The organism is Nocardioides sp. cx-169 (assembly GCF_021083605.1).
In the GTDB taxonomy this organism is placed as follows: Bacteria; Actinomycetota; Actinomycetes; order Propionibacteriales; family Nocardioidaceae; genus Nocardioides.
Map to the genome: position 1 here is coordinate 1 of NZ_JAJNRO010000006.1, position 19,900 is coordinate 19,900.

Annotated in this window: 19 protein-coding genes; 11 read left to right on the plus strand and 8 right to left on the minus strand. The window is 71.7% G+C overall.

The window, feature by feature from the left end:
* From LRP67_RS10910 to LRP67_RS10930, 5 genes are all read left to right on the plus strand, one after another.
* Nucleotides 1-596 (plus strand): HNH endonuclease (locus tag LRP67_RS10910; RefSeq protein WP_231270210.1); only part of this gene is annotated, 596 nt, incomplete at its 5' end.
* A 122-nt stretch (nucleotides 597-718) separates the two neighbouring features.
* Nucleotides 719-1,621 (plus strand): class II glutamine amidotransferase, encoded by a 903-nt coding sequence (locus LRP67_RS10915; protein WP_269211447.1) that lies wholly within the window; start codon nucleotides 719-721, stop codon nucleotides 1,619-1,621.
* Nucleotides 1,622-2,500: 879 nt separating this feature from the next.
* Nucleotides 2,501-3,025 (plus strand): Dps family protein, encoded by a 525-nt coding sequence (locus LRP67_RS10920; RefSeq protein ID WP_231270211.1) that lies wholly within the window; start codon nucleotides 2,501-2,503, stop codon nucleotides 3,023-3,025.
* A gap of 95 nt (nucleotides 3,026-3,120) precedes the next feature.
* Entirely contained in the window at nucleotides 3,121-3,681 is a 561-nt protein-coding gene (locus tag LRP67_RS10925) for a cyclodeaminase/cyclohydrolase family protein (protein WP_231270212.1), read from the plus strand.
* Nucleotides 3,682-5,361, plus strand: a complete 1,680-nt coding sequence (locus LRP67_RS10930; protein WP_231270213.1) for a formate--tetrahydrofolate ligase — start codon at nucleotides 3,682-3,684, stop codon at nucleotides 5,359-5,361.
* Between the two features lie 57 nt (nucleotides 5,362-5,418).
* On the opposite strand, the gene LRP67_RS21860 is transcribed toward LRP67_RS10930, so the two are convergent.
* The 3 genes from LRP67_RS21860 to LRP67_RS10945 all read right to left on the minus strand — a co-directional run bounded on the left by LRP67_RS21860 (nucleotide 5,419) and on the right by LRP67_RS10945 (nucleotide 9,223).
* Nucleotides 5,419-7,050: a family 16 glycosylhydrolase gene (locus LRP67_RS21860; RefSeq protein ID WP_231270214.1), complete on the minus strand. Its 1,632-nt coding sequence runs from the start codon at nucleotides 7,048-7,050 to the stop codon at nucleotides 5,419-5,421.
* Between the two features lie 96 nt (nucleotides 7,051-7,146).
* On the minus strand, nucleotides 7,147-7,722 hold the full coding sequence (locus LRP67_RS10940; RefSeq protein WP_231270215.1) for a M15 family metallopeptidase: 576 nt from the start codon (nucleotides 7,720-7,722) through the stop codon (nucleotides 7,147-7,149).
* Between the two features lie 103 nt (nucleotides 7,723-7,825).
* Nucleotides 7,826-9,223: a serine hydrolase gene (locus LRP67_RS10945; RefSeq protein ID WP_231270216.1), complete on the minus strand. Its 1,398-nt coding sequence runs from the start codon at nucleotides 9,221-9,223 to the stop codon at nucleotides 7,826-7,828.
* Between the two features lie 87 nt (nucleotides 9,224-9,310).
* On the opposite strand from LRP67_RS10945, the gene LRP67_RS10950 reads away from it, so the two are divergent.
* Nucleotides 9,311-9,925, plus strand: coding sequence for a TetR/AcrR family transcriptional regulator C-terminal domain-containing protein (locus tag LRP67_RS10950; RefSeq protein ID WP_231270217.1), 615 nt, complete (start codon nucleotides 9,311-9,313; stop codon nucleotides 9,923-9,925).
* A 22-nt stretch (nucleotides 9,926-9,947) separates the two neighbouring features.
* Here LRP67_RS10950 and LRP67_RS10955 read toward each other — a convergent pair whose 3' ends face one another.
* Nucleotides 9,948-10,907: a helix-turn-helix domain-containing protein gene (locus tag LRP67_RS10955; protein ID WP_231270218.1), complete on the minus strand. Its 960-nt coding sequence runs from the start codon at nucleotides 10,905-10,907 to the stop codon at nucleotides 9,948-9,950.
* Between the two features lie 196 nt (nucleotides 10,908-11,103).
* Between LRP67_RS10955 and LRP67_RS21865 the strand changes: the two genes are divergently transcribed.
* The 3 genes from LRP67_RS21865 to LRP67_RS10970 are packed head-to-tail and all read left to right on the plus strand — an operon-like array spanning nucleotide 11,104 to nucleotide 13,333.
* Nucleotides 11,104-12,288 carry a helix-turn-helix domain-containing protein gene (locus tag LRP67_RS21865; RefSeq protein ID WP_231270219.1) on the plus strand — a complete coding sequence of 395 codons (1,185 nt, stop codon included), beginning with the start codon at nucleotides 11,104-11,106 and terminating at the stop codon, nucleotides 12,286-12,288.
* Nucleotides 12,189-12,479 (plus strand): alpha/beta fold hydrolase, encoded by a 291-nt coding sequence (locus LRP67_RS10965; RefSeq protein ID WP_231270220.1) that lies wholly within the window; start codon nucleotides 12,189-12,191, stop codon nucleotides 12,477-12,479. Before LRP67_RS21865 ends, LRP67_RS10965 begins: the two co-directional genes overlap by 100 nt.
* Complete coding sequence (locus LRP67_RS10970; protein ID WP_231270221.1) at nucleotides 12,476-13,333, plus strand: alpha/beta hydrolase; 858 nt, start codon at nucleotides 12,476-12,478, stop codon at nucleotides 13,331-13,333. Before LRP67_RS10965 ends, LRP67_RS10970 begins: the two co-directional genes overlap by 4 nt.
* Before the next feature lie 35 nt (nucleotides 13,334-13,368).
* On the opposite strand, the gene LRP67_RS10975 is transcribed toward LRP67_RS10970, so the two are convergent.
* Genes LRP67_RS10975 through LRP67_RS10985 form a run of 3 tightly spaced genes read right to left on the minus strand, consistent with a single transcriptional unit; the run spans nucleotide 13,369 to nucleotide 16,552 of the window.
* Complete coding sequence (locus LRP67_RS10975; RefSeq protein ID WP_231270222.1) at nucleotides 13,369-14,148, minus strand: SRPBCC domain-containing protein; 780 nt, start codon at nucleotides 14,146-14,148, stop codon at nucleotides 13,369-13,371.
* Nucleotides 14,145-14,723: a helix-turn-helix domain-containing protein gene (locus LRP67_RS10980; RefSeq protein WP_231270223.1), complete on the minus strand. Its 579-nt coding sequence runs from the start codon at nucleotides 14,721-14,723 to the stop codon at nucleotides 14,145-14,147. Before LRP67_RS10980 ends, LRP67_RS10975 begins: the two co-directional genes overlap by 4 nt.
* 38 nt (nucleotides 14,724-14,761) lie before the next feature.
* Nucleotides 14,762-16,552, minus strand: coding sequence for an amidohydrolase family protein (locus LRP67_RS10985; RefSeq protein WP_231270224.1), 1,791 nt, complete (start codon nucleotides 16,550-16,552; stop codon nucleotides 14,762-14,764).
* Nucleotides 16,553-16,621: 69 nt separating this feature from the next.
* Between LRP67_RS10985 and LRP67_RS10990 the strand changes: the two genes are divergently transcribed.
* Nucleotides 16,622-16,894: a DUF3311 domain-containing protein gene (locus LRP67_RS10990; RefSeq protein ID WP_231242379.1), complete on the plus strand. Its 273-nt coding sequence runs from the start codon at nucleotides 16,622-16,624 to the stop codon at nucleotides 16,892-16,894.
* Nucleotides 16,891-18,579 carry a monocarboxylate uptake permease MctP gene (gene mctP / locus LRP67_RS10995; protein WP_231270225.1) on the plus strand — a complete coding sequence of 563 codons (1,689 nt, stop codon included), beginning with the start codon at nucleotides 16,891-16,893 and terminating at the stop codon, nucleotides 18,577-18,579. Before LRP67_RS10990 ends, mctP begins: the two co-directional genes overlap by 4 nt.
* On the opposite strand, the gene gabT is transcribed toward mctP, so the two are convergent.
* Nucleotides 18,580-19,899, minus strand: a complete 1,320-nt coding sequence (gene gabT / locus LRP67_RS11000; protein WP_231270226.1) for a 4-aminobutyrate--2-oxoglutarate transaminase — start codon at nucleotides 19,897-19,899, stop codon at nucleotides 18,580-18,582. It abuts the gene before it with no gap.
* Nucleotide 19,900 lies beyond the last annotated feature (1 nt).

Sequence of the window (19,900 nt, forward strand, 5' to 3'; positions counted from 1 at the left end):
ACACCCTCGTCGAGCGCGTCACCGGCGCCCCCACCCACGAGCCGGTCAAGGTCGAGGTCAAGCTCGTCATGACCGACCGCGCGTTCTTCGCCCCCACCCACGACCCCGCCCACCTCGAGGGCTACGGGCCGGTGCCCGCCCCCTGGGCGCGGGCGTTCGTCAAGGACGCCCTTCGCGGCACCCGGCTCTGGATCCGGCGCCTCTACGCCTCACCGCGCACCGGGCAGCTCATCTCCATGGACTCCCGCGCCCGCCTCGCCCCCGACGGCCTCGCCGAGTTCGTCGCCACCCGCGACCAGGACCTGTGCCGCACCCCCTGGTGCGGCGCCCCGATCCGCCACACCGACCACGTCCTCGCCTGGGAAAACGGCGGCCCCACCACCACGACCAACCTCCAAGGCCTCTGCGAACGCTGCAACCACGCCAAACAGGCCCCCGGCTGGACCGCGCACTCCCTCACCACCCCCGACGGCACCCACACCATCGAGACCACCACCCCCACCGGCCACCGACATCGCTCCCGCGCACCCGACCCACCCGGCCCGGCCGATTTCTTCATGCCCCTCGAGCGAGTCCCCACCAGCGTCATCGTCTGATGGGAGCAGGGCCTGGGGTCGCAGTCACGCTCCCGCGGCGATCCTGTGGATGCTGGCGGCACCTCCTCTGGGCGCCGGGGTGTTCACTGGAGCCACAGGGTCGATGAGGTCCGGGAGGGTCCATGTGCCGGCTGTTCGGGATGCATGCGGGGCGCACGCCACGACGAGCCACCTTCTGGTTGCTGAGCGCGCCGGACAGCTTGGCCGAGCAGAGCCATCGGATGCCCGACGGCACGGGACTGGGGGCCTTCGGGCTCGACGGTCGCCCCGTCCTGGACAAGCAGCCGCTGGCGGCGTACGACGACCCTGCGTTCGCCACCGAGGCCAAGGACCTCGCCAGCACCACCTTCGTGGCCCACGTGCGCTACGCGACGACCGGTCCGGTCGGGCCTGAGAACACCCATCCCTTCGAGCAGGACGGACGCCTGCTCGCCCACAACGGGGTGGTGGAGGACCTGGACCGACTCGAGGACCGCCTGCGGGAGCTCGGGGGGATGAGCCTGGTCCAGGGGCAGACCGACAGCGAGCGGGTCTTCGCGCTGATCACCGCGGAGGCGCGTCGCAACGGCGGGGACGTCGGCGCGGCCATCACCGCTGCCCTGACCTGGACCGCGGACAACCTGACGCTGTACGCGGTCAACCTCATCCTGACCACGCCCACTGAGCTGTGGGCGGTGCGCTACCCCGACACCCACGAGCTTCACGTGCTGGAGCTCCCCGGCCGTGGCGGCCTCGACCCGCTCTCGCACGCCACCGATCGGATCAGCACGCGCAGCGAGGAGCTCGGCGGGCAGCGCGGCGTCGTGGTCGCGAGTGAGCCCATGACCGACGACCCCGGCTGGCGGCTGATGGACTCTGGAGAGGTGCTCCACGTCGGCCCCGACCTGGACGTGCACAGCTCCCGCCCGCTGCCTGCGCATCCCTCCCACCTCGAGGCCGTCGGCGACCTCGACCGCGACACAGCGCTCGCCCAGCATCCCGGCGGCCACGAAGGCAAGGCAGCAGCCCAGCCGCACCACGACTAGCGGTGATGTCCAGGGGTCATCGCCATGGGGGAGCACGCGGGGAGCGCGGGTGCTTGGACTCACTTGAAGTAGTAGTACCAGTTCCCTTCGTACCCCTCCTCGAAGCTCTGCCGGCTGTCGACGGGGACGGTGATCTCGGCACGCTGCAGATAGTCGAACTCGTCGTGCGCTTTCACGTAAGGCCAGTAGAGGTCAGCCCAAAGGCGAGCGATCGCCGGGGCAGACAGTTGTTCGGCTTGCGCCCTGGTGTGCATGAAGACGATCGGCGGGCCGGAGAAGCGGTTGGTGCGCCAGTGCTCGTCGTGGCCGAGGAGGCGACGAACGCGTCGAGCTCGGCGCCCTCCACCTGGGGTGGGCGTCGCGCTTGGCGACGGTCTCGAAGTCGCGGAAGTAGAGGAAGACGTCGCCGGTCTTCACCCGACGCTCGCGGTCGGGGAGTGCGAGAGGGCGGGCAGGTCCACGCCGGCCATCGATTCGAGGAAGATCTGCTTCACGGTGTCGTGCCGGGGGCGGTCGGGGTTGCCGAACTCGCCGGTGGGGAGGGCGGCGTACTGCTCCCTCAGCTCCAGTACGACGAGCAGGCGCGGCTGGTGGCCCCGGGCCGCGGGGGATGGGCAGCGCGTCGGTCTTGATGGCGAGCGGCGTGACCCCGAGCTCGTCGCGGAAGCGGGCCACGAAGCGGTCGAAGACCGGGCCGAGGCGCTCGTCGCCGCGACGCAGGCGCTTCACCCTCTGGTAGTCGGCGTCACGCGGCAGGTAGAAGCTCACGGCGGCAGCGAGGGCGGACGCTCAGGCCAGGCTCCCCTTACTGGAATCAATCCAGAAAAGAGGGAAGGATGCGAGTCACTGCACCGCGTAGGTAGAGAAGAGAGGCGCATCATGACCCAGACCATGAACCCCCAGCAGCACACAGCCCACCCGGCCTTCCAGGCCTCCACCCGGCTCGGCGCCCACCTTCAGCAGCTCCTCGTCGACCTCACCGACCTGCACCTGCAGGGCAAGCAGCTGCACTGGAACGTCGTGGGCAAGAACTTCCGCGACACGCACCTGGTCCTCGACGAGGTCGTCGACGCGGCCCGCGAGTTCTCGGACGTCGTTGCGGAGCGGATGCGCGCCATCTACATCACCCCCGACGCCCGCTCGAAGACCGTCGCCGCAACCACGAGCCTCCCCGACGTCTCGTCGGAGGAGATCGACACGGCCGACACCGTCGACGCGATCGTGGCCGCGCTCTACGCGACGGCAGGCACGGCCCGCCGGATCCACGACGACGTGGACGCGGAGGACCCGACCTCGGCCGACATCCTGCACACGATCCTCGAGCGGCTCGAGCAGCTCGCCTGGATGATCGACTCCGAGAACCGCGTCGCCAACGCCAGCATCCCCCGCTCGATGCATAAGTGACGCTGGCCTGACTCCGGCCTCCGGAACGCCGCCGCCCCCGGCACGGCAGGGCATTCGCCCTGGCCCGCCGGGGGCGGCGGCGTTAGCGTGGCCACGTGGTGCACGACGCTCAGCCGGACACCGGGACGGTCACCGACCTCCTGGACCGCCTCGCCGCCCGGACCCCGACCCCGGCCGGGGGCTCGGTGGCGGCGCTGTGCACCGCTCAGGCCGCGGCCCTGGTGGCGATGGTGGCCCGCTACTGCGAGCTCCCGGACCTCGTGGAGCGGGCGGACCGGTTGGTCGTCCGGGCGCAGCAGCTGATGGTCGACGACGAGCGAGCCTTCGCCGCGGTGGCCGAGGCCTGGGCGCGCCCCCGCGGTGTCTCGAGCCCGGACGAGGAGCGGCGCGACGTCGTGAGTGCGGCGCTCCTGGGCGCGTCCGAGCCGCAGGCGCAGGTCGTGGAGACCGCGGTCGAGGTACTGGTCCTGATCGACCGGCTGCGACCCGCGGCCAAGGCCGGCCTGCTGGCCGATCTGGTCGCGGCGGGCGAGGTGGCCAGGGCCGGATGCGCCATCGCGCGGATGAACGTCGGGTCCAACCTGCGCGGGCTGCCGGAGTCCGAGGGCCGCTCGCGACTGCTGCGACGCATGGGCGTTGCGAAGGAGAGGGCCTGAGTGCTGTCGGACATCGAGATCGCGACCGCCGCCGACCTGCATCCCATCACCCAGGTCGCCCAGGAGCGGCTGGGGATCGACCCGGTCCACCTGGTGCCGTACGGCCATCACAAGGCGAAGGTGGACCTCGGCTACCTGCGGACCCTCGAGGAGCGCCCGGCCGGCAAGCTGATCCTGATGACGGCGCTCTCGCCGACGCCGGCGGGGGAGGGCAAGACCACCACCACGGTCGGGCTGGCCGACGCGCTGAGCGGGCTAGGGCTCCAGGCGATGGCCTGCCTGCGCGAGCCGTCCATGGGCCCGGTCTTCGGCATGAAGGGCGGTGCCGCGGGCGGCGGCTGGGCCCAGGTGGTGCCGATGACCGACATCAACCTGCACTTCACCGGTGACTTCGCCGCGATCGCGGCCGCCAACAACCTGCTGGCCGCACTGATCGACAACCACCTCCAGCACGGCAACGCGCTGGGCATCGACGTCCGGTCGGTGGACTGGAAGCGCGTGCTGGACCTCAACGACCGCGCGCTGCGCGAGGTCGTGGTCGGCCTCGGCGGCCCGGCCAACGGCTACCCGCGCGCGGACGGCTTCGACATCGTGGTGGCCTCCGAGCTCATGGCGATCTTCTGCCTCACCGAGTCGTGGGCCGACCTCAAGCGCCGGATCGGCGACATCGTGGTCGCCCACACCCGGGACAAGAGGCCGGTGACGGCCCGCGACCTCGATGCCCACGGGGCCATGGCGGTCTTGCTGCGCGACGCGCTCGCGCCCAACCTCGTGCAGACCCTGGAGCACACCCCGGCGTTCGTGCACGGCGGACCGTTCGCCAACATCGCGCACGGCTGCAGCTCGGTCGTCGCCACCCGCGCGGCGCTGCGGCTGGCCGACTACGTCGTCACAGAGGCCGGCTTCGGGGCCGACCTCGGCGCGGAGAAGTTCGTCGACATCAAGTGCCGCAAGTCCGGGCTGCGTCCCGACGCCGCGGTGGTCGTCGCGACCGTCCGCGCGCTGAAGTTCCACGGCGGCGTGGAGGTGGCCGACCTGGAGCGCGAGGACCTCGGTGCCGTCGAGCGCGGCATGGAGAACCTCGAACGGCACCTGCGCAACGTGCGCGAGGTCTACGGGATCCCCTGTGTGGTCGCCCTCAACCGCTTCCCCTCCGACACCGACGCGGAGGTCGCCCGGGTCGTCGAGCTGGTCGACGCGGTGGGGGTCCCGACCTACCCCGCCACCCACTTCGTCGACGGCGGCGCCGGAGCCACCGACCTGGCCAAGGGGGTGCTCGACCTGCTCGACGACTCCGACCCGTCGACGTTCTCCTTCACCTATCCCGACGACCTCCCGTTGCGGGAGAAGGTGGAGACGCTCGCCCACCGGCTCTACGGCGCCTCGAGCGTGACCTGGGACGGCAAGGCCAAGCGGCGCCTCGACCGGCTCCAGGCCGAGGGGTACGGCGGACTGCCGGTCTGCGTCGCCAAGACGCAGTACTCGTTCTCGACCGACCCGACCCTGCGCGGAGCACCCACCGGTCACGACCTGCACGTGCGCGAGGTGCGGCTCTCGGCCGGCGCCGGCTTCGTGGTGCTCGTGTGCGGAGACGTGATGACGATGCCCGGCCTGCCGCCGACCCCCGCCGCGGCGCGGATCGACCTGCTCGACGACGGCACGATCGTGGGGCTGTCGTGAACCGGTGGAGCCGAGAGGAGCCGGCGTGGCCAGGGTGAGGTACGGGGGTTTCACGGCTCAGCAGGTGGTGGAGTAGCCGCTCTTGCCGAGCACCTTCCCGGTCCGGGCCTGCCTGCCCGTCTTGAGCGACCACGCGCGCACCCAGTCGACGGAGAACTGGGCGCCGTTGTGCTCCGTGGCGTCGTCCGCGCCCACCAGGCTCATCCGGGGCACCAGCGCCTTGCCGGCGAGCGCGTTCTTCTTCACCGTCGCGAAGGCCTTGCCGTCGAAGAACCAGGTGATGTGGTCCTTGGCCACCTCGACTGCGAACGCGTGCACGCCGCTCGCGGCCGGAGTCGAGGTCTTGGTGTACCTCCACTGCGCCTTGGCCCGCGCGGAGCGCACCCCCACGGAGTACGACCTCGTGCCGATCTCCATGTCGGCGACCTGGATCGCCTCGGGCGAGCACGCGACAGCGGCGGCGCCCTGAGGGACCAGCTCCAGCCGCATCCGGTAGTTGCGGGCCCCGTGCTCGAAGACGTTCTGCCAGGCGCTGAACTCCCAGCGGCCGTAGGCCTGGGCGTTGCCGCTCACCGTGGCCGACGTGGTGCCGCGGTCGCCCGCGCCGGTGAGGATCAGTCGGCTTTGGAAGGCCAGCGCGCCGTTGAAGACGGAGGCCCGCCCGCTGCCGCTCGACGCGTCCAGCCACCTCCCCTTGAGCACCTCGCCACGGAAGGGGGCCGAGGAGAGCGACTCGCCGAACTCCCACGCCCAGTCGTAGCGCGGCGTGTGCCAGCCCCAGCTGGAGCTCGCGACGCCGTAGCGGCTCGACGCGGGCCGGCTCGCGGCGCGGCCGCGAGCCGAGCGGTCCACACGGTCGTCCTCCCGGGACGGGAGGTCGGGCAGAGCGAACCGCACGTACGTCGGCCACGACGGCGTCCAGCCGATGCGGTGCCCGCCGGCGGTGACGTCCTCGGCCCGCGCGCGCAGGACGCGCTCGCCGGCGAGCGCCGCGGTGAGGGGGAAGCGCGCGATGCCGGCGGCGTCGGCCTTCCTGGTGGCGACGGTGCGCCACTGGTTGCCGTTGACGCGCTCCTGCAGCGTGATGACCCGTCCGGTGAACGTCGGAGGCTCGAGGCGGCGAGCCGGGTAGAGGTCCGCGGCGGAGTCGACCTCCACCGTGTACGGGAGGGCGGGTGGCACGGTCGCGTACTGGTCCTTCTCGTCCTGCCCGTTGACCGACAGCGACACCGCCTGCGGCTTGGCGTAGAAGAGGTGCGGCGCGGTCACCATGCCGCCGCCCGCCACGCGGTAGCGGATCTTGAACATCGACGGGGCCGGGAAGCGGAACTTGAAGGTCCCCGACGCGGTCGTCCTCGCGTTGCCGTTCTTGACGTCGGTCCACTTGTCGCCCGGCCGGTTCATGTGGAACTGCAGGCGGATCGCCCGCCGCCCGGGCTTGGCCAGCCTGCCCTTGAAGGTCACCGCCTGTCCGGCCACGTGCACCGCGGGGGAGACGGTGAGCGTGCCGACGGCGCGCTCGGACGTCGTGGCGGCGGGTGCGGGGGTGGCGGTCGCGCTGGAGGTGGCCGTGACCGTCGCGAGGGCGGAGACCGTCAGTGCCAGGGCGAGTCCGGCGGCCCGCGCGCGGCGCAGGCGACGTCCTGCCGGTGTCTGGCTCGACGGCCGGATGGCTGGGTGTGTGGCCACGGTGCGCTCCGCGAGGGGGTGTCGGGTGTGCCTGCAGTACCACCATGATCACCCGGCGTCCCGGTCACGGGAGCGGGTTCGGGCAAACGCCGGCACCTAGCCCCGACTGCGGCCGTCGGCCAGCATCGGCGGGCACTCGCCGCCGGGGCTCGTGGAGAGCTCGTAGTGCCACATCTCGTTGGCGAAGGTCTGGCACAGGCCGTAGCGGGACCCGTGCTGGCTCAGCCAGCTCAGCGCGTCGGTCGGTCCGAGGTCGACGGCGTCGCCGGTCACGTGCGCCGACGTGTCCGGCGTGGCGACATACCGTCGTGCCTCCTCGTCGCTGCCGTAGGTGGCGACGGCCTCGTCGTAGAGGCGCTGCTGATGCTCACGGCTGCGCCAGCCGCTGGTGACGACCATCGGCACCCCCGCGCGGCGCGCGTCTCGCGCGGCCGTCTGGACCGCCTCGCGCAGATCGGGGTCCAGACGGGCGACGCCGGCCCGGCTGGTGTCGAACGCGCTGGCCTGACCGTCCGTGGCGGGGACGTCGTCGGGCGGCGCCGGGGATACGTCGCTCGACCCGGAGGCGGACCGGTCGTCCGCCTCCGGATCGCCGCCGCCACAGGCAAGCGTGACGATGGCGACGAGCAGCAGGACGGCGATGAGCAAGGGACGTGAGTGGCTGTCGGTCATGCCGTCGACGCTTCCAGCCGGGGCTGGCCCCGACCTCCCTCGCAGGTACCGGCGTGCCGACCCGGAGGCCCTCGCGGCTCCTCCGGGCGGCTACCCCGACAGGTCAGACCCGCCGGTGCGCGCGGCCCCCGAAATGCATGTACGTCGGAGGGCCACCGACCTCGTCGGGGTTGAAGAACGCCGCGAGCAGGTCGGCGTCGGCGATCGGCAGCTTGAGCAGGAACGAGTCGTCGCGCACGACCGGCACGAGGGGCAGGTCGACCATCGGCGGCCAGCCCTGGTCCTGCGCGACCCCGTGCGACGGCGTCACCGTGGCGAGCAGGTGTCCTTCCTCACTCGCGCGGATCTCAAAGGTCAGGCCCTCGCGCCGGTAGCTGCCGGTGTAGCGGTCGGGGTCGGTCACCGCGACGTCCTCGAGCGCGGCCGGGTCGGGTCGCGGGCCGACGCCGAGGCGCCGGCCGTAGAGCCAGTCGGCCAGCTCGCGGTAGAGGTTCAGTGCGCTCTCCACGTTGGTCTGCAGGCAGAAGCCGAACCGCTCCTCGGGGTTCACGCGCATGAAGGCGTTCTGCCCGATCGAGTTGCCGTCGTGGCCGACCACGGAGACCTCGCCCCAGTGGTCGAGGATCCAGCCGAGTCCCCAGCCCTGCCCGAGCACGGTGTCGTCGACCAGCGCGACCTGCTGCTCGAGCATGCTGGCGGCCAGGCCGGCGTCCAGGAGCCGGGTGCCGTCGGGGGCGACGCCGCCGTCCAGGTGCAGCTGCGTGAACTTGAGTACGTCGCCGGCCGACGCCACGAGCGCGCTGCCCATCGGGGCGAACGCCCGCCACAGGCCCCACGTCGGGCTGACCACCAGCGTGGCCGGGTCCTCCGGGTCGGGGACGTGCCCCACCGAGACGGGGTGCACGATCGCCTCGTCGGCGAAGGAGACGGTGTGCTGCAGACCCAGGGGAGTGAAGATCCGTTCGCGAAGCGCCTCCTCGAACGGTGTGCCCATGAGGACCTCGACGACGCGGCCGAGGATCGAGTAGCCGCTGTTGCTGTAGCTCCAGATCAGCCCCGGGGGAGCGATCTGCGGCAGGTCGGCGCAGCCGGCGACGTACTTCGCCAGCGCGTCGTCGCCGCGGCCGGTGTCGGTGAAGTGGTCCCCGTCGAAGCCGCTGGTGTGGGTCAGCAGGTCGCGCGCGGTGACCGTGTCGCGGGCGTGGTGGTCGGCGACCTCGAAGTCCGGCAGGTAGGTCCGGATCGGGGTGTCCAGGTCGAGCTTGCCCTCGTCGACGAGCATCATCACCAGCGTCGCGGTGTAGAGCTTGCCGATCGAGCCGGGCAGGAAGAGGGCGTCGGTGGTGGTGGGTGCCCCCGTCCTCAGGCTGAGGACGCCGGCGGCGACCTCGGTGACGGCGTCGCCGTCGAGGACGGCGAGCTGGGCGCCCGGGACGTCGTGCTTGCGGATGAGCTCGCCGAGCTTCTGCTCGAGCTCCTGGGAGGTGAACGTGGCGGACATGGGGACTCCTCGGTGGGGTTACCTACAGTGTAGGTTTCACCATACCTACACTGTAGGTGTCTCTGTCAATGGCGATATGCTCCCCCGGTGGCGGCACTGACGCGAGAGCGGATCCTGGCCTGCGCGGTGGCCATGGCCGACCGCGACGGGCTCGACGCGGTGACCCTGCGCAAGATCGCGGGGGAGCTGGGCGTCCACGTCACCTCGCTCTACAACCACGTCGCCACGCGAGACGCCATCACCGACGGCATCGTCGACACCCTCCTCGACGAGGCCCACCTGCCCGTGACGCCCGTCGAGTGGGAGGAGTGGGCGCGCAGCTTCTTCGCCGCGATGAGCACCCTGGCCACCCAGCACCCCGGCGCCTTCACTGCGTTCTCCCGCCGCCCCGTCCAGGGTCCCCGCGCCGCCGCCTCCTTCGAGGTCGCGATGGCCGCCTTCAGCGAGGCCGGCCTGTCGACCGAGGACGCCTACAACGCCGTGAAGTCGGTCGCCTACATCGCGCTCATGGTCGGCGCCGAGCGCAGCCTGCTGGCCCGCGGCGAGCTCCTGGAGACCGCCATGGAGGAGCTCCCGGCCGAGACCTTCCCGCAGTTCCACGCCCTCGAGGAGCACGATCCCACCACCGCCTGGGCGTTCAGCCTGGAGACGCTCGTCGCCGGGCTGCGGGCGCAGGTCGCTCAGCAGGCTGCGACCAGGTAGCTGCGCAGCCGGAGCGCCCGGCTCACCTCGCCTCGGCGAGCGCCTGCGCGCGCCAGTCGCGAGGCAGCACGCCGTAGGCCGCACGGAACCGGCGGATGAAGTGGGTGGTGTCCTTGAAGCCCCACGACCGAGCCACCTGCGAGATGGGGCGGTGCACGGGGGCGCTGGCCAGCTCTGACCTCGCCCCGGCGAGCCGCTGGGCGATGACGTGCTGCTCGAGGCTGAACCCTGCGCCGGCGCAGGCCCGGAAGAGCTGGCGCCGGGACACCGCCAACGCCCCGGCGACCTGGTCGGCGTCGAGGCCCGGGTCGCGCAGGTGCTGGTGGACATAGGCGCGGATCTGGGTGGCCAGCGTCTGGTCGAGGACCTCGGGGTCGCGGCTGCCGTCGTCGGCGGCGCCGCTCAGCAGTGCGCGCACGAGCTGGGTGCTCGCCTCGCCCAGCTGCGGCGCGGCGGTGGAGGCACTGAGGCGCTCGGCGTCTCGGGTGAGCTCGACGAGGTAGCGGCTGACGATGCCGTGGAGGGGGCTGCTGGGCAGCCTGGATGAGGCCCGCTGGACGACCTCGAGCGGAAGCCCGAGCCGGGCGATCGGCACCTGCAGGGAGACCGAGGAGCCCCAGCCCGACCAGGCGAAGTCGAAGGGCCGGGTCACGTCGACCACCATCAGGTCGCCGGTGTGGACCAGTCGTCGACGCTCGCCCAACTGGAGCCGGCCGACACCGTCTCCGTGCACGGCGATGGCGACAGCCTCGGGCGAGGCGGCCCGGGCCGTGCGCTCGGCGCGGTGCATGGTGATGCCGGTGCTGCGAGCCGTGAAGACGCGCGCCTCGCCGAGCTCGGCAAGCTCCATGCGGCCGACCACGCCATGCGTGCCGGTCTCCAGCTCGACGCACGTCGCGCCCGATGCCTCGGCCATCGCGGCACGGAAGGCCTCGTAACGATCCCGGCGAGCGAGGGCTGCGGTGTCGAGGAGGACGGCCATGCGTCCCTGCCTTCCACGGGGGTAGGCGGCGCTTCGCCGTCCAATGTAGGCCGCCCCGCCGCCCACCGGCAACGGTCGTCTCCTCGCTCCGGTCGCCGAGACCCGGCGCTCGAGGCCGACCGTCAGGCACGCAGGACCGTTTCGGTGCGGTGCGCGCTCGTGTGAGCGTGGCCTTGCGGAGGAAGGAGCGGCGGCCGTGCTCGTGATCGACACCGAGGTGCTCCCACGACGGGACCAGACGGAGGCGATGACCGCGGCGCTCGTCGACGCGACCGGAGCCACCACCCTCAGTCACCACGGTGCGGCGAGCCCGTACCTGCGCATGGAGCAGTGGCAGCTCGGCACGGCCACCCTGGTCCGAGCGGCGTGCTCCGGTCACACCCAGGTGCGGGTACGACGACGGCCCGCGCGTGATGAGGAGCCGCTGATCGTGATCGGGCTCCAGCACCGGGACACCGGCACGCAGGTTCAGGACGGAGCGGGCACGCCGCTCGTGGCCGGAGGCGTCTACGCGATGGTGCTGACCGGCTCCTTCCAGCACGTCAGCATCGGTGACACGAGGACGTCGAACCTGCTCATCCGAGCCGAGGACCTCGACATGCCCCTGGCGATGGTCGCTCAGGCGCGGCCCAGGCTCCCGGCGAGCCCGCTCTCGAGCCTCGTGCGGTCTCACGTCCGCTCGCTGGCCCGTGTCGCCGACGGGCTGGGCGGGTCGCCGTCGATGGAGGCGGTCGGGGGTGCCACGGTGCAGCTGGCGCGGGCGCTGGTCGCCTCCGCGTCGGGCAGCCCGGGGCATGTGCAGGACGCGCTTGCGCAGACCCTGGTGGCGCGGGTCCGCGCGTACATCCTGGACCACCTGTCCGAGCGCAACCTCACGCCGGCGACCATCGCTGCCGCACACCACGTGTCGACGCGCCAGCTCTACAAGTCCTGCGCCGCCGAGGACCTGCGCCCGGAGCCGTGGGTCATCGCCCGGCGCCTCGAGGCGGCCCGCGAGGAGCTGGGCAGGCCCGGCAGCCACCAGCGCACCATCGCGGCGGTCGCCGCCAGGTGGGGCTTTGCGAACAGCTCGCACTTCAGCCACCGCTTCCGCGAGGCCTACGGCCTGACCCCCCGCGAGTGGCGGGATCGCTGCCGCGAGGGTGACGACGGCGCCGCTCCGGGTCGCTCGCCGATCGCTCCCAGACCTACCGCGACCTCGCCGACGGCCCCTTCTTCGGAGGCAACCGCGAGGGGCAGCACCCCTCGCGGGGCATGCGCGACGCCTTCTGGCTCCAGGGGATGCAGGCCGGGCACCGCAACGCCTACGAGTGCATCGCCGCGTTCTCCGCCACCGACTTCCGCGCAGACCTGGACGCCATCGACGTCCCCACCCTCGTGATCCACGGCGACGACGACCAGGTCGTGCCGTTCGAGGTGGGCGGAGAGAAGTCCGCCGCGAGGATCCCCGGCGCCGAGCTGCGCGTCTACCCCGGCGCACCGCACGGCATCACCGACACGCACAAGGAGCAGCTCACCGCCGACCTGCTCGAATTCATCTCCCACGGACCCCACCCTCTGGAGGACCAATGAGCACCGACGAGACCACCCCCGCCACGCCCTCCGACGGTCCCGACACCATCGTGCTCGTCCACGGGCTCTGGGTCACCCCGCGCAGCTGGGAGCACTGGGTGCCCCACTACGAGGCACGCGGCTTCCGGGTCCTCACCCCGGCGTACCCGGGCTTCGAGATCGAGGTCGAGGCGCTGCGCGCGGACCCCAGCGTCATCGCCGACTGCTCGATCACCGACACCATCGAGCACCTCTCTGCCGTGGTCCGGTCCGTGGAGAGGCCACCGATCATCATGGGTCACTCCTTCGGCGGGGCCCTGACCCAGATGCTGCTCGCCCGCGGCCTGGGGGCGGCCGGCGTCGCCATCGACTCCGCGCCCACCGAGGGCGTGCGGCGTAACCCGGTGTCCCAGGTCAGGTCGCTGTTCCCGGCGCTGAACAACCCGGCGAAGCGGCACCAGGCGGTCGGCTTCACCCCAGAGCAGTTCCACTACGCCTTCACGAACACGCTCGACGAGGCCGCTTCCCAGGCCGCCTACGACCGGTACGCGATCGCGGCGCCCGGCCGGTGGGTCTGGGACTACGGCCTCATCGCCAACTTCAAGCCCGGCCATCAGGAGACGTGGGTCGACTACGCGAACGACGACCGCGCGCCGCTGCTGTTCCTCGCCGGGGGAGAGGACCACATCATGCCGCCGTCGGTGAACGAGTCGAACGCCCGCAAGTACCGCAAGTCGAGCGCGATCACCGAGTACCGGCTGCTCGACGGCCGGTCGCACTGGACCTGCGCCGAGCCCGGGTGGGAGGCGGTCGCCGACCAGGCGCTGGAGTGGGCGCTCGCGCACGCGTGCGTCCCCCATCAGCGCGCTGGATGAGGCGCCGTCGTCCGTCGGGTGGTCGCTGCCGCGCGTCAGAGCTCCTCGAGCCAGGCCCGCCAGACCGGCCCCTCACGACGTACGTAGTCGGCCGCATCGGCGGAGAACAGGTACGCCCGCACGCCCAGCGTCGCCTTGCCGGCGTCCTCGTCGAACACGAAGGCGCTGAGCATCCCGGGCACCGGCGCCGTGAGCCGCACCAGGGCCTGCCGCTCGCCGAGCCGCTCCACGGTGCCGGACGTGTCGCGCACCTGGACCGTGGCGCCCTCGTCCACCGCCCCGAGCGCGTCGCGCATGCTCTTCCAGAGCGTCGCGACGTCGCCGGGACGAGACGCGGTGGCCTCGAGCTGCGTGGCCTGCTGTCCGGGGAAGTGCGAGAGGTAGAGCCGCAGGTTGTCGAAGAACGGCATCCAGTTGACGCCCATGTCCTCCCAGAACTCCGCTTCCCAGTCGGCGCCGGTCCCGAAGCCGCTGCTGGTGACGTGGACGACGCAGGTGCCGCCGGAGCGTGCCTCGACCAGGAACTCCGACGTCAGCGGGCTGAGCTCGTCCGCGCCCTTGCCCATCAGGGCGGCCCAGTCCTCCTCGTAGGCGAGGCGGCGTGGCGGGTCCCAGCCGGTGACCCGGCCGTCCGAGCCCATCTCGGGGCCCATGCTGAAGTGCAGGGAGCCGCCCTCGCGCTCCTCGAGCTCGGTCGGCAGGAACCACGCACTCATGCCGCGGGCGGTGGCGATGGCCTGCCAGACCTGCTCCGGGGTGCCCGGCACCTCGACGCTGAACTCCAGGCGGTACGGGACGTTCGGGGTCGTGCTCATCGGCTCTCCTCGGGGAGTGGGTGGGCGGCGACCAGCAGCCGGTGCGGTCGCCCGTCGTCGTGGTGGTAGCGAGCGGCCAGATCGAGCACCGCGGCGGTCAGGTCCGCGGCGAAGGCGGCCCGGTCGGCGGCCGACCGGAAGCCGATCTCGGTGTCGATGCTCAGTGTCGACAGCCGTCTGCCGGACACGCCGGCCCGCCGGGCCAGGGCGCCGACCTCGCGCACCAGCCGCCCGGCCAAGGCGACCAGGTAGCTGGCCGACAGGTGGTCGGCGTTGGCGTCCGGGTCGGCCGCCGACGCGCTGAGGGCCGCCGGCGACACGACGTACGACGCCGCAGTCGCCTGCAGCACCCGCTCGGTGATGCCGCCGTGCCGGCGCTCCTCGGCCAGCTCGACCAGACCGTGCTGCTCGAGCGCCTTGAGGTGGTAGTTGACCTTCTGGCGGGTGATGCCGACTCGGGCGGCGAGCCCGGCGGCGGATGTCGGCACGGCCAGCTCGCCGAGCAGCCGGGCTCGGATCGGGTCCAGCGCCGCCGCAGCGGCTGGCGCGCTCTCGATGATCTCGACGTCCTGCATGACGCCACCGTCGCATTGACAACTTTTATTGTCAAGGGTCAGCGTGCCGGCGTGACCTCCGGGACGGTCGGGCGGGCGGGGACCTTCCCGCCGGCCCGCAGGAAGCGACCCGTGCGTTCCCTCCCCAGTACGTCGGTCGCCTCGCCGTCGCGCCACACGACGCGTCCGCCGACCATGACCAGCGCGACGGTGGCGTCGTTGCGGTTGACCATGCGCGAGAGGCCGTCGTACTGCGCGACGGGCGCCTCGGCGTACTCGTCCAGCGTGTCGTCGAGCCGGGACGGGTCGAGCAGGAAGAGGTCGGCGCGGTCGCCGACGCGCAGGTGACCCGCGTCGATGCCGTACCAGTCGGCCAGCTCGCCGGTCAGGCGGTGCACGGCCTGCTCCATGCGGAGGAACGGGCGGCCGGCGACCTCGGCGTCGCGCACGTGTCGGAGCAGCCGGAGGCCGAAGTTGTAGAAGGCCATGTTGCGCAGGTGGGCGCCGGCGTCGGAGAAGCCCATCTGGACCCCCGGGCTCTGCGCCATCTTCCTCAGGATCTCCGGGCGGTGGTTGGAGATCGTGGTGCGCCAGCGCAGCGCGGTGCCGTGCTCGAGCACCAGGTCGAGGTAGGCGTCGACTGGGTGCAGGCCGCCGCGCTCGAGGCCGACCTTGCCGAAGGACTTGCCGACGACGGAGGCATCCGGGCACTCGACGATCTCGGCGTCGAAGAAGTCGCGGTGCCACACGCGCGGGCCGTACTTGGAGTCGTAGTCCTTGCGGAAGCGCCGCCGGTAGTCCTCGTCGCGCATCAGCTCGTCGCGCGCCAGCTTCTCCTTCAGGTGCAGGGCGGCGGCGCCGGAGCCGAACTCCTCGAAGATCACCAGGTCGATGCCGTCGGCGTAGACCTCGAAGGGCACCGGCAGGTGCTGCCACCTGAAGTCCGCGCCGAGCCGGTTGACGCCCGCGGCCAGCAGCCGCATGAGGTGGATGATGAACGGGATCGCCTTGATGTCGGCCGCCGAGAGCAGGCTGGTCTTGAGGGGCTTGTGCCGCCCCAGCCCGATCGAGCCCAGCGCCTGCGTGAGGATCGTGTGCGGGTGGCTGGCGTCCGGCCCCGCCTGGAGGGCCCGCTCGCGCGAGCGCAGGATCCGGCGCAGGCCGCGCATCTCGCGCCACGTCGCGTACGTCGACGGCAGTGTGCGCGAGCGGCACGTATCGCCGTCGAGCTTGTCGAAGAGCAGCTGCTGCGCCGACATCCCGACGAAGCCCGCGTCGAGGGCCTCGGTGAGCATCGACTCCATCCGGGCCTGCTCAGGGCGCGACGGGCGGACCTTCTTGCGGGTGGCCCGGTCCAGGCCCATCGTCGCGGTGCGCATGTCGGAGTGGCCGATGAACGCCGCCAGGTTGGGGCCGAGCGGCAGTGACTCCAGCGCCTCGACGTACTCGTGCGCCGAGGACCAGGTCTTGGCGTCCTCGACCGAGCCGATCACGTGCTGGCGGGGAATCGCCTCCACCCGGCCGAACAGGTCGCCCGCGTCGACGCTGCCGACGTGGACGGTCGAGAGCGAGCAGGAGCCGAGCAGGATCGTGGTCACGCCGTGGCGCAGCGACTCCGGCAGGTGCGGGTCCTTGAGCACCTCGATGTCGTAGTGGGTGTGGATGTCGACCAGCCCCGGCAGCACCCATCTGCCGGCGGCGTCGACGACCTCTCGGCAGCCGGTCTCGTCCAGCGGCTCGGCCGAGACGGCGACCACGTGACCGTCGGTGATCCCGAGGTCGCGCAGCGCGGGCGGGGCGCCGGTCCCGTCGAACCAGGTGCCGCCCCGGATGATCGCGTCGAAGGCCATCCTGCGATCGAAGCGGAGTCGTTGACACGCGTCAAGAGGTGAGGCGGATCACAGGTAATCTCCCCGCGCATGAGCCTCGGGAACGACACACCTCCTGCCGGCACGCCCGACGTCCCGGTCACCGACAAGCGCAAGATGGCAGCGGCCGCGGTGCTGCTCGCCATCCCCGTCATCGCCCTCATGTGGGTCTCCTCCTACGCCCGCGAGGACCCGAAGCTGTTCGGCTTCCCGTTCTTCTTCTGGTATCAGTTCCTGTGGGTCTTCCTCTGCTCCGCCATGACCTGGGGCGCCTACCGGCTCACCCTGTCCGCACGGGCCCCGCGAGGGGGTGAGGACCGGTGAGCACCCCGACCGCGATGGTGACCGGCGGCGGGGTCAACACCGTCGCGCTGGTCGTGCTGATCGCGCTGTTCCTGGTGGTGACCGTGCTGGGCTTCATGGCCTCGCGCTTCCAGCGCGCCGAGAGCCTCGACTCGCTCGACGAGTGGGGCCTGGGCGGGCGCAAGTTCGGCACCTGGATCACCTGGTTCCTCCTCGGCGGCGACCTCTACACGGCGTACACGTTCGTCGCCGTGCCCGCCGCGATGTTCGCGACCGGCGCCGTCGCCGGCTTCTTCGCGGTGCCCTACACGATCGTGCTCTACCCGATCATCTTCGTCTTCATGGCGCGGCTGTGGTCGGTGAGCCACCGCCACGGCTACGTCACCACGGCCGACTTCGTCCGCGGGCGGTACGACGACCGCTCGCTCTCGCTGGCCGTCGCGGTCACCGGCTTCCTCGCGACGATGCCCTACATCGCGCTGCAGCTCGTCGGCATCCAGGCGGTGCTCGAGGTGGCCGGTGTCGGAGGCTCGGACAACGTCATCGCCAAGGACGCGCCGCTGCTGGTGGCGTTCGCGGTCCTGGCCGCCTACACCTACTCCTCGGGCCTGCGCGCGCCCGCGGTGATCGCGTTCGTCAAGGACATCCTGATCTATGTCGTCATCGTCGTCGCGATCGTCTACCTGCCCTCGCAGGTGGGCGGCTGGGACAACATCTTCGGCGCGGCCGAGGAGAAGATGACCGCGACCAACGAGGTGACCAAGGCGCCGCAGGGCTCCTTCATCCCCGGGTCCGGGGCGATGTGGGCCTACGCGACGCTCGGCCTCGGGTCGGCGCTCGCGCTGTTCATGTACCCGCACTCGATCACCGCGAGCCTGTCGTCCGGCAGCCGCAACACCGTGCGGCGCAACGCTGCGCTGCTGCCGGCGTACTCGTTCGTGCTGGGGCTGCTCGCGCTGCTCGGCTGGGTCGCCATCGCCGCCGGCACCGACCCGACCGGGCTGGACGGCGAGGTCAACCCGCAGCTGGTGATCCCGCAGCTGTTCGAGGACTTCTTCCCGGGCTGGTTCGCCGGCGTCGCGTTCGCCGCGATCGCCATCGGCGCGCTGGTGCCGGCGGCGATCATGTCGATCGCGGCGGCCAACACCTTCTCCCGCAACATCTACAAGGAGTGGCTGAGGAAGGACGCGACGCCCGAGCAGGAGGCCAAGGTCTCCAAGCTGATGTCGCTGGTGGTCAAGGCGTTCGCGCTGGTCTTCGTGCTCACCCTCGACAAGCAGAACGCGATCAACTTCCAGCTCCTCGGCGGCATCTGGATCCTGCAGACCTTCCCGGCGATCGTCTTCAGCCTCTACACGAGGTGGTTCCACCGCACGGCGCTGCTGGTGGGCTGGGCCGCGGGCATGGTCTACGGCACGGTCGAGGCCTACCAGGTCATCAACCCGGTCACCGGCAAGCACTTCGGTGGCTCACTCGGCGAGATCCCGGGGCTGGGGGAGATGGGCTACATCGCCATGACGGCGTTCGCACTCAACCTGATCGTCACCGTCGCCCTCACCCTCGCGTTCAACGCGCTCAAGGTGTCCAACGGCCGCGACGCCACGTCGCCGGGTGACTACTTCGCCGACGCCGACGACCCGCGGATCCAGGCCGACCTCGCGCACAAGGACGACGTCTTCCGCGGGGAGCCGGAGACGACCACCTGACTACGCGGTGGCGGCGAAGGCCTCCGCGACCACGTCGAACGCCTCGGCCAGCAGGGCGTCGGGGATGGAGAGGGGCGGCAGGAAGCGGAAGACGTTGCCGTAGGTGCCGCAGGTGAGGACCACCACGCCGTGGGCGTGGCAGTACGCCGCGACCGCGGCCGTGCGGGCTGGGTCGGGCTCGGTGGTGCCGGGCGTGCACAGCTCGATCGCCATCATCGCGCCGCGGCCCCGCACGTCGCCGATGACGGCGTAGGTCTCCTGCAGATCCGCGAGCCGGCTCGCCATCGTCGCGCCGATCGCGCGGGCACGGGCGGCGAGGTCGTGCTCGCGCATCTCCTCGAAGGCACCCAGGGCCGCCGCGCAGGCGACCGGGTTGCCGCCGTACGTGCCGCCGAGGCCGCCCACGTGGACGCTGTCCATGAGCTCGGCGCGGCCGGTGACCGCGGACAGCGGCAGCCCGCCGGCGATGCCCTTGGCGGTGGCCACCAGGTCGGGGACCACGCCCTCGTGGTCGCTGGCGAACCAGTCGCCGGTGCGGCAGAAGCCGGACTGGATCTCGTCGGCGACGTAGACGACGTCGTGGGCGGCGGCCCACGCGGCGATCGCGGGCAGGAAGCCGGGCGCGGGCACGACGAAGCCGCCCTCGCCCTGGATCGGCTCGATCACGACACAGGCGAGGTTGGCCGCGCCGACCTGCTTCTCCAGCAGGTCGATCGCGCGCGCCGCGGCGTCCGCGCCCGAGAGGCCGTCGCGGAACGGGTAGGACATCGGCGCGCGGTAGACCTCGCCGGCGAACGGCCCGAAGCCGTGCTTGTACGGCATGTTCTTCGCGGTCATCGCCATCGTGAGGTTGGTGCGTCCGTGGTAGGCGTGGTCGAACACCGCGACCGCGTCCCTGCCGGTGGCCACGCGCGCGATCTTGACCGCGTTCTCGACCGCCTCGGCGCCGGAGTTGAACAGTGCCGACTTCTTGGCGTGCCCGCCCGGCGTCAGCTCGCCCAGCTGCTCGCACACGTCGACGTAGCCGTCGTACGGCGTGATCATGAAGCAGGTGTGCGTGAACGCCGCCAGCTGCTCGCTCGCCCGGCGTACGACGTGCGGCGCGGCGTTGCCCACCGTGGTGACCGCGATGCCGGAGCCGAGGTCGATGAGGTGGTTGCCGTCGACGTCGACGACCACGCCGCCCCCCGCCTCGACGACGAAGACCGGCAGCGTCGTGCCCACGCCGTCGGCGACGTGTCGCCGCTTGCGCTCGAGCCGGAGCAGGGACCCGGGCCCGGGGATGGGAGTCACGAGACGGCGTTCCTGCGCGATGCTCATC

Bases quoted from the DNA above. Each gene is read 5' to 3' on its own strand.
- LRP67_RS10985 (WP_231270224.1), bottom strand. From the start codon at position 16,552: ATGGCCTTCGACGCGATCATCCGGGGCGGCACCTGGTTCGACGGGACC.
- LRP67_RS10955 (WP_231270218.1), bottom strand. From the start codon at position 10,907: ATGGCCGTCCTCCTCGACACCGCAGCCCTCGCTCGCCGGGATCGTTAC.
- LRP67_RS10915 (WP_269211447.1), top strand. From the start codon at position 719: ATGTGCCGGCTGTTCGGGATGCATGCGGGGCGCACGCCACGACGAGCC.
- LRP67_RS10940 (WP_231270215.1), bottom strand. From the start codon at position 7,722: ATGACCGACAGCCACTCACGTCCCTTGCTCATCGCCGTCCTGCTGCTC.
- LRP67_RS10980 (WP_231270223.1), bottom strand. From the start codon at position 14,723: ATGCAGGACGTCGAGATCATCGAGAGCGCGCCAGCCGCTGCGGCGGCG.
- LRP67_RS10975 (WP_231270222.1), bottom strand. From the start codon at position 14,148: ATGAGCACGACCCCGAACGTCCCGTACCGCCTGGAGTTCAGCGTCGAG.
- LRP67_RS10970 (WP_231270221.1), top strand. From the start codon at position 12,476: ATGAGCACCGACGAGACCACCCCCGCCACGCCCTCCGACGGTCCCGAC.
- LRP67_RS10965 (WP_231270220.1), top strand. From the start codon at position 12,189: ATGCAGGCCGGGCACCGCAACGCCTACGAGTGCATCGCCGCGTTCTCC.
- LRP67_RS10945 (WP_231270216.1), bottom strand. From the start codon at position 9,223: ATGTCCGCCACGTTCACCTCCCAGGAGCTCGAGCAGAAGCTCGGCGAG.
- LRP67_RS10990 (WP_231242379.1), top strand. From the start codon at position 16,622: ATGAGCCTCGGGAACGACACACCTCCTGCCGGCACGCCCGACGTCCCG.
- LRP67_RS10920 (WP_231270211.1), top strand. From the start codon at position 2,501: ATGACCCAGACCATGAACCCCCAGCAGCACACAGCCCACCCGGCCTTC.
- gabT (WP_231270226.1), bottom strand. From the start codon at position 19,899: ATGAGCATCGCGCAGGAACGCCGTCTCGTGACTCCCATCCCCGGGCCC.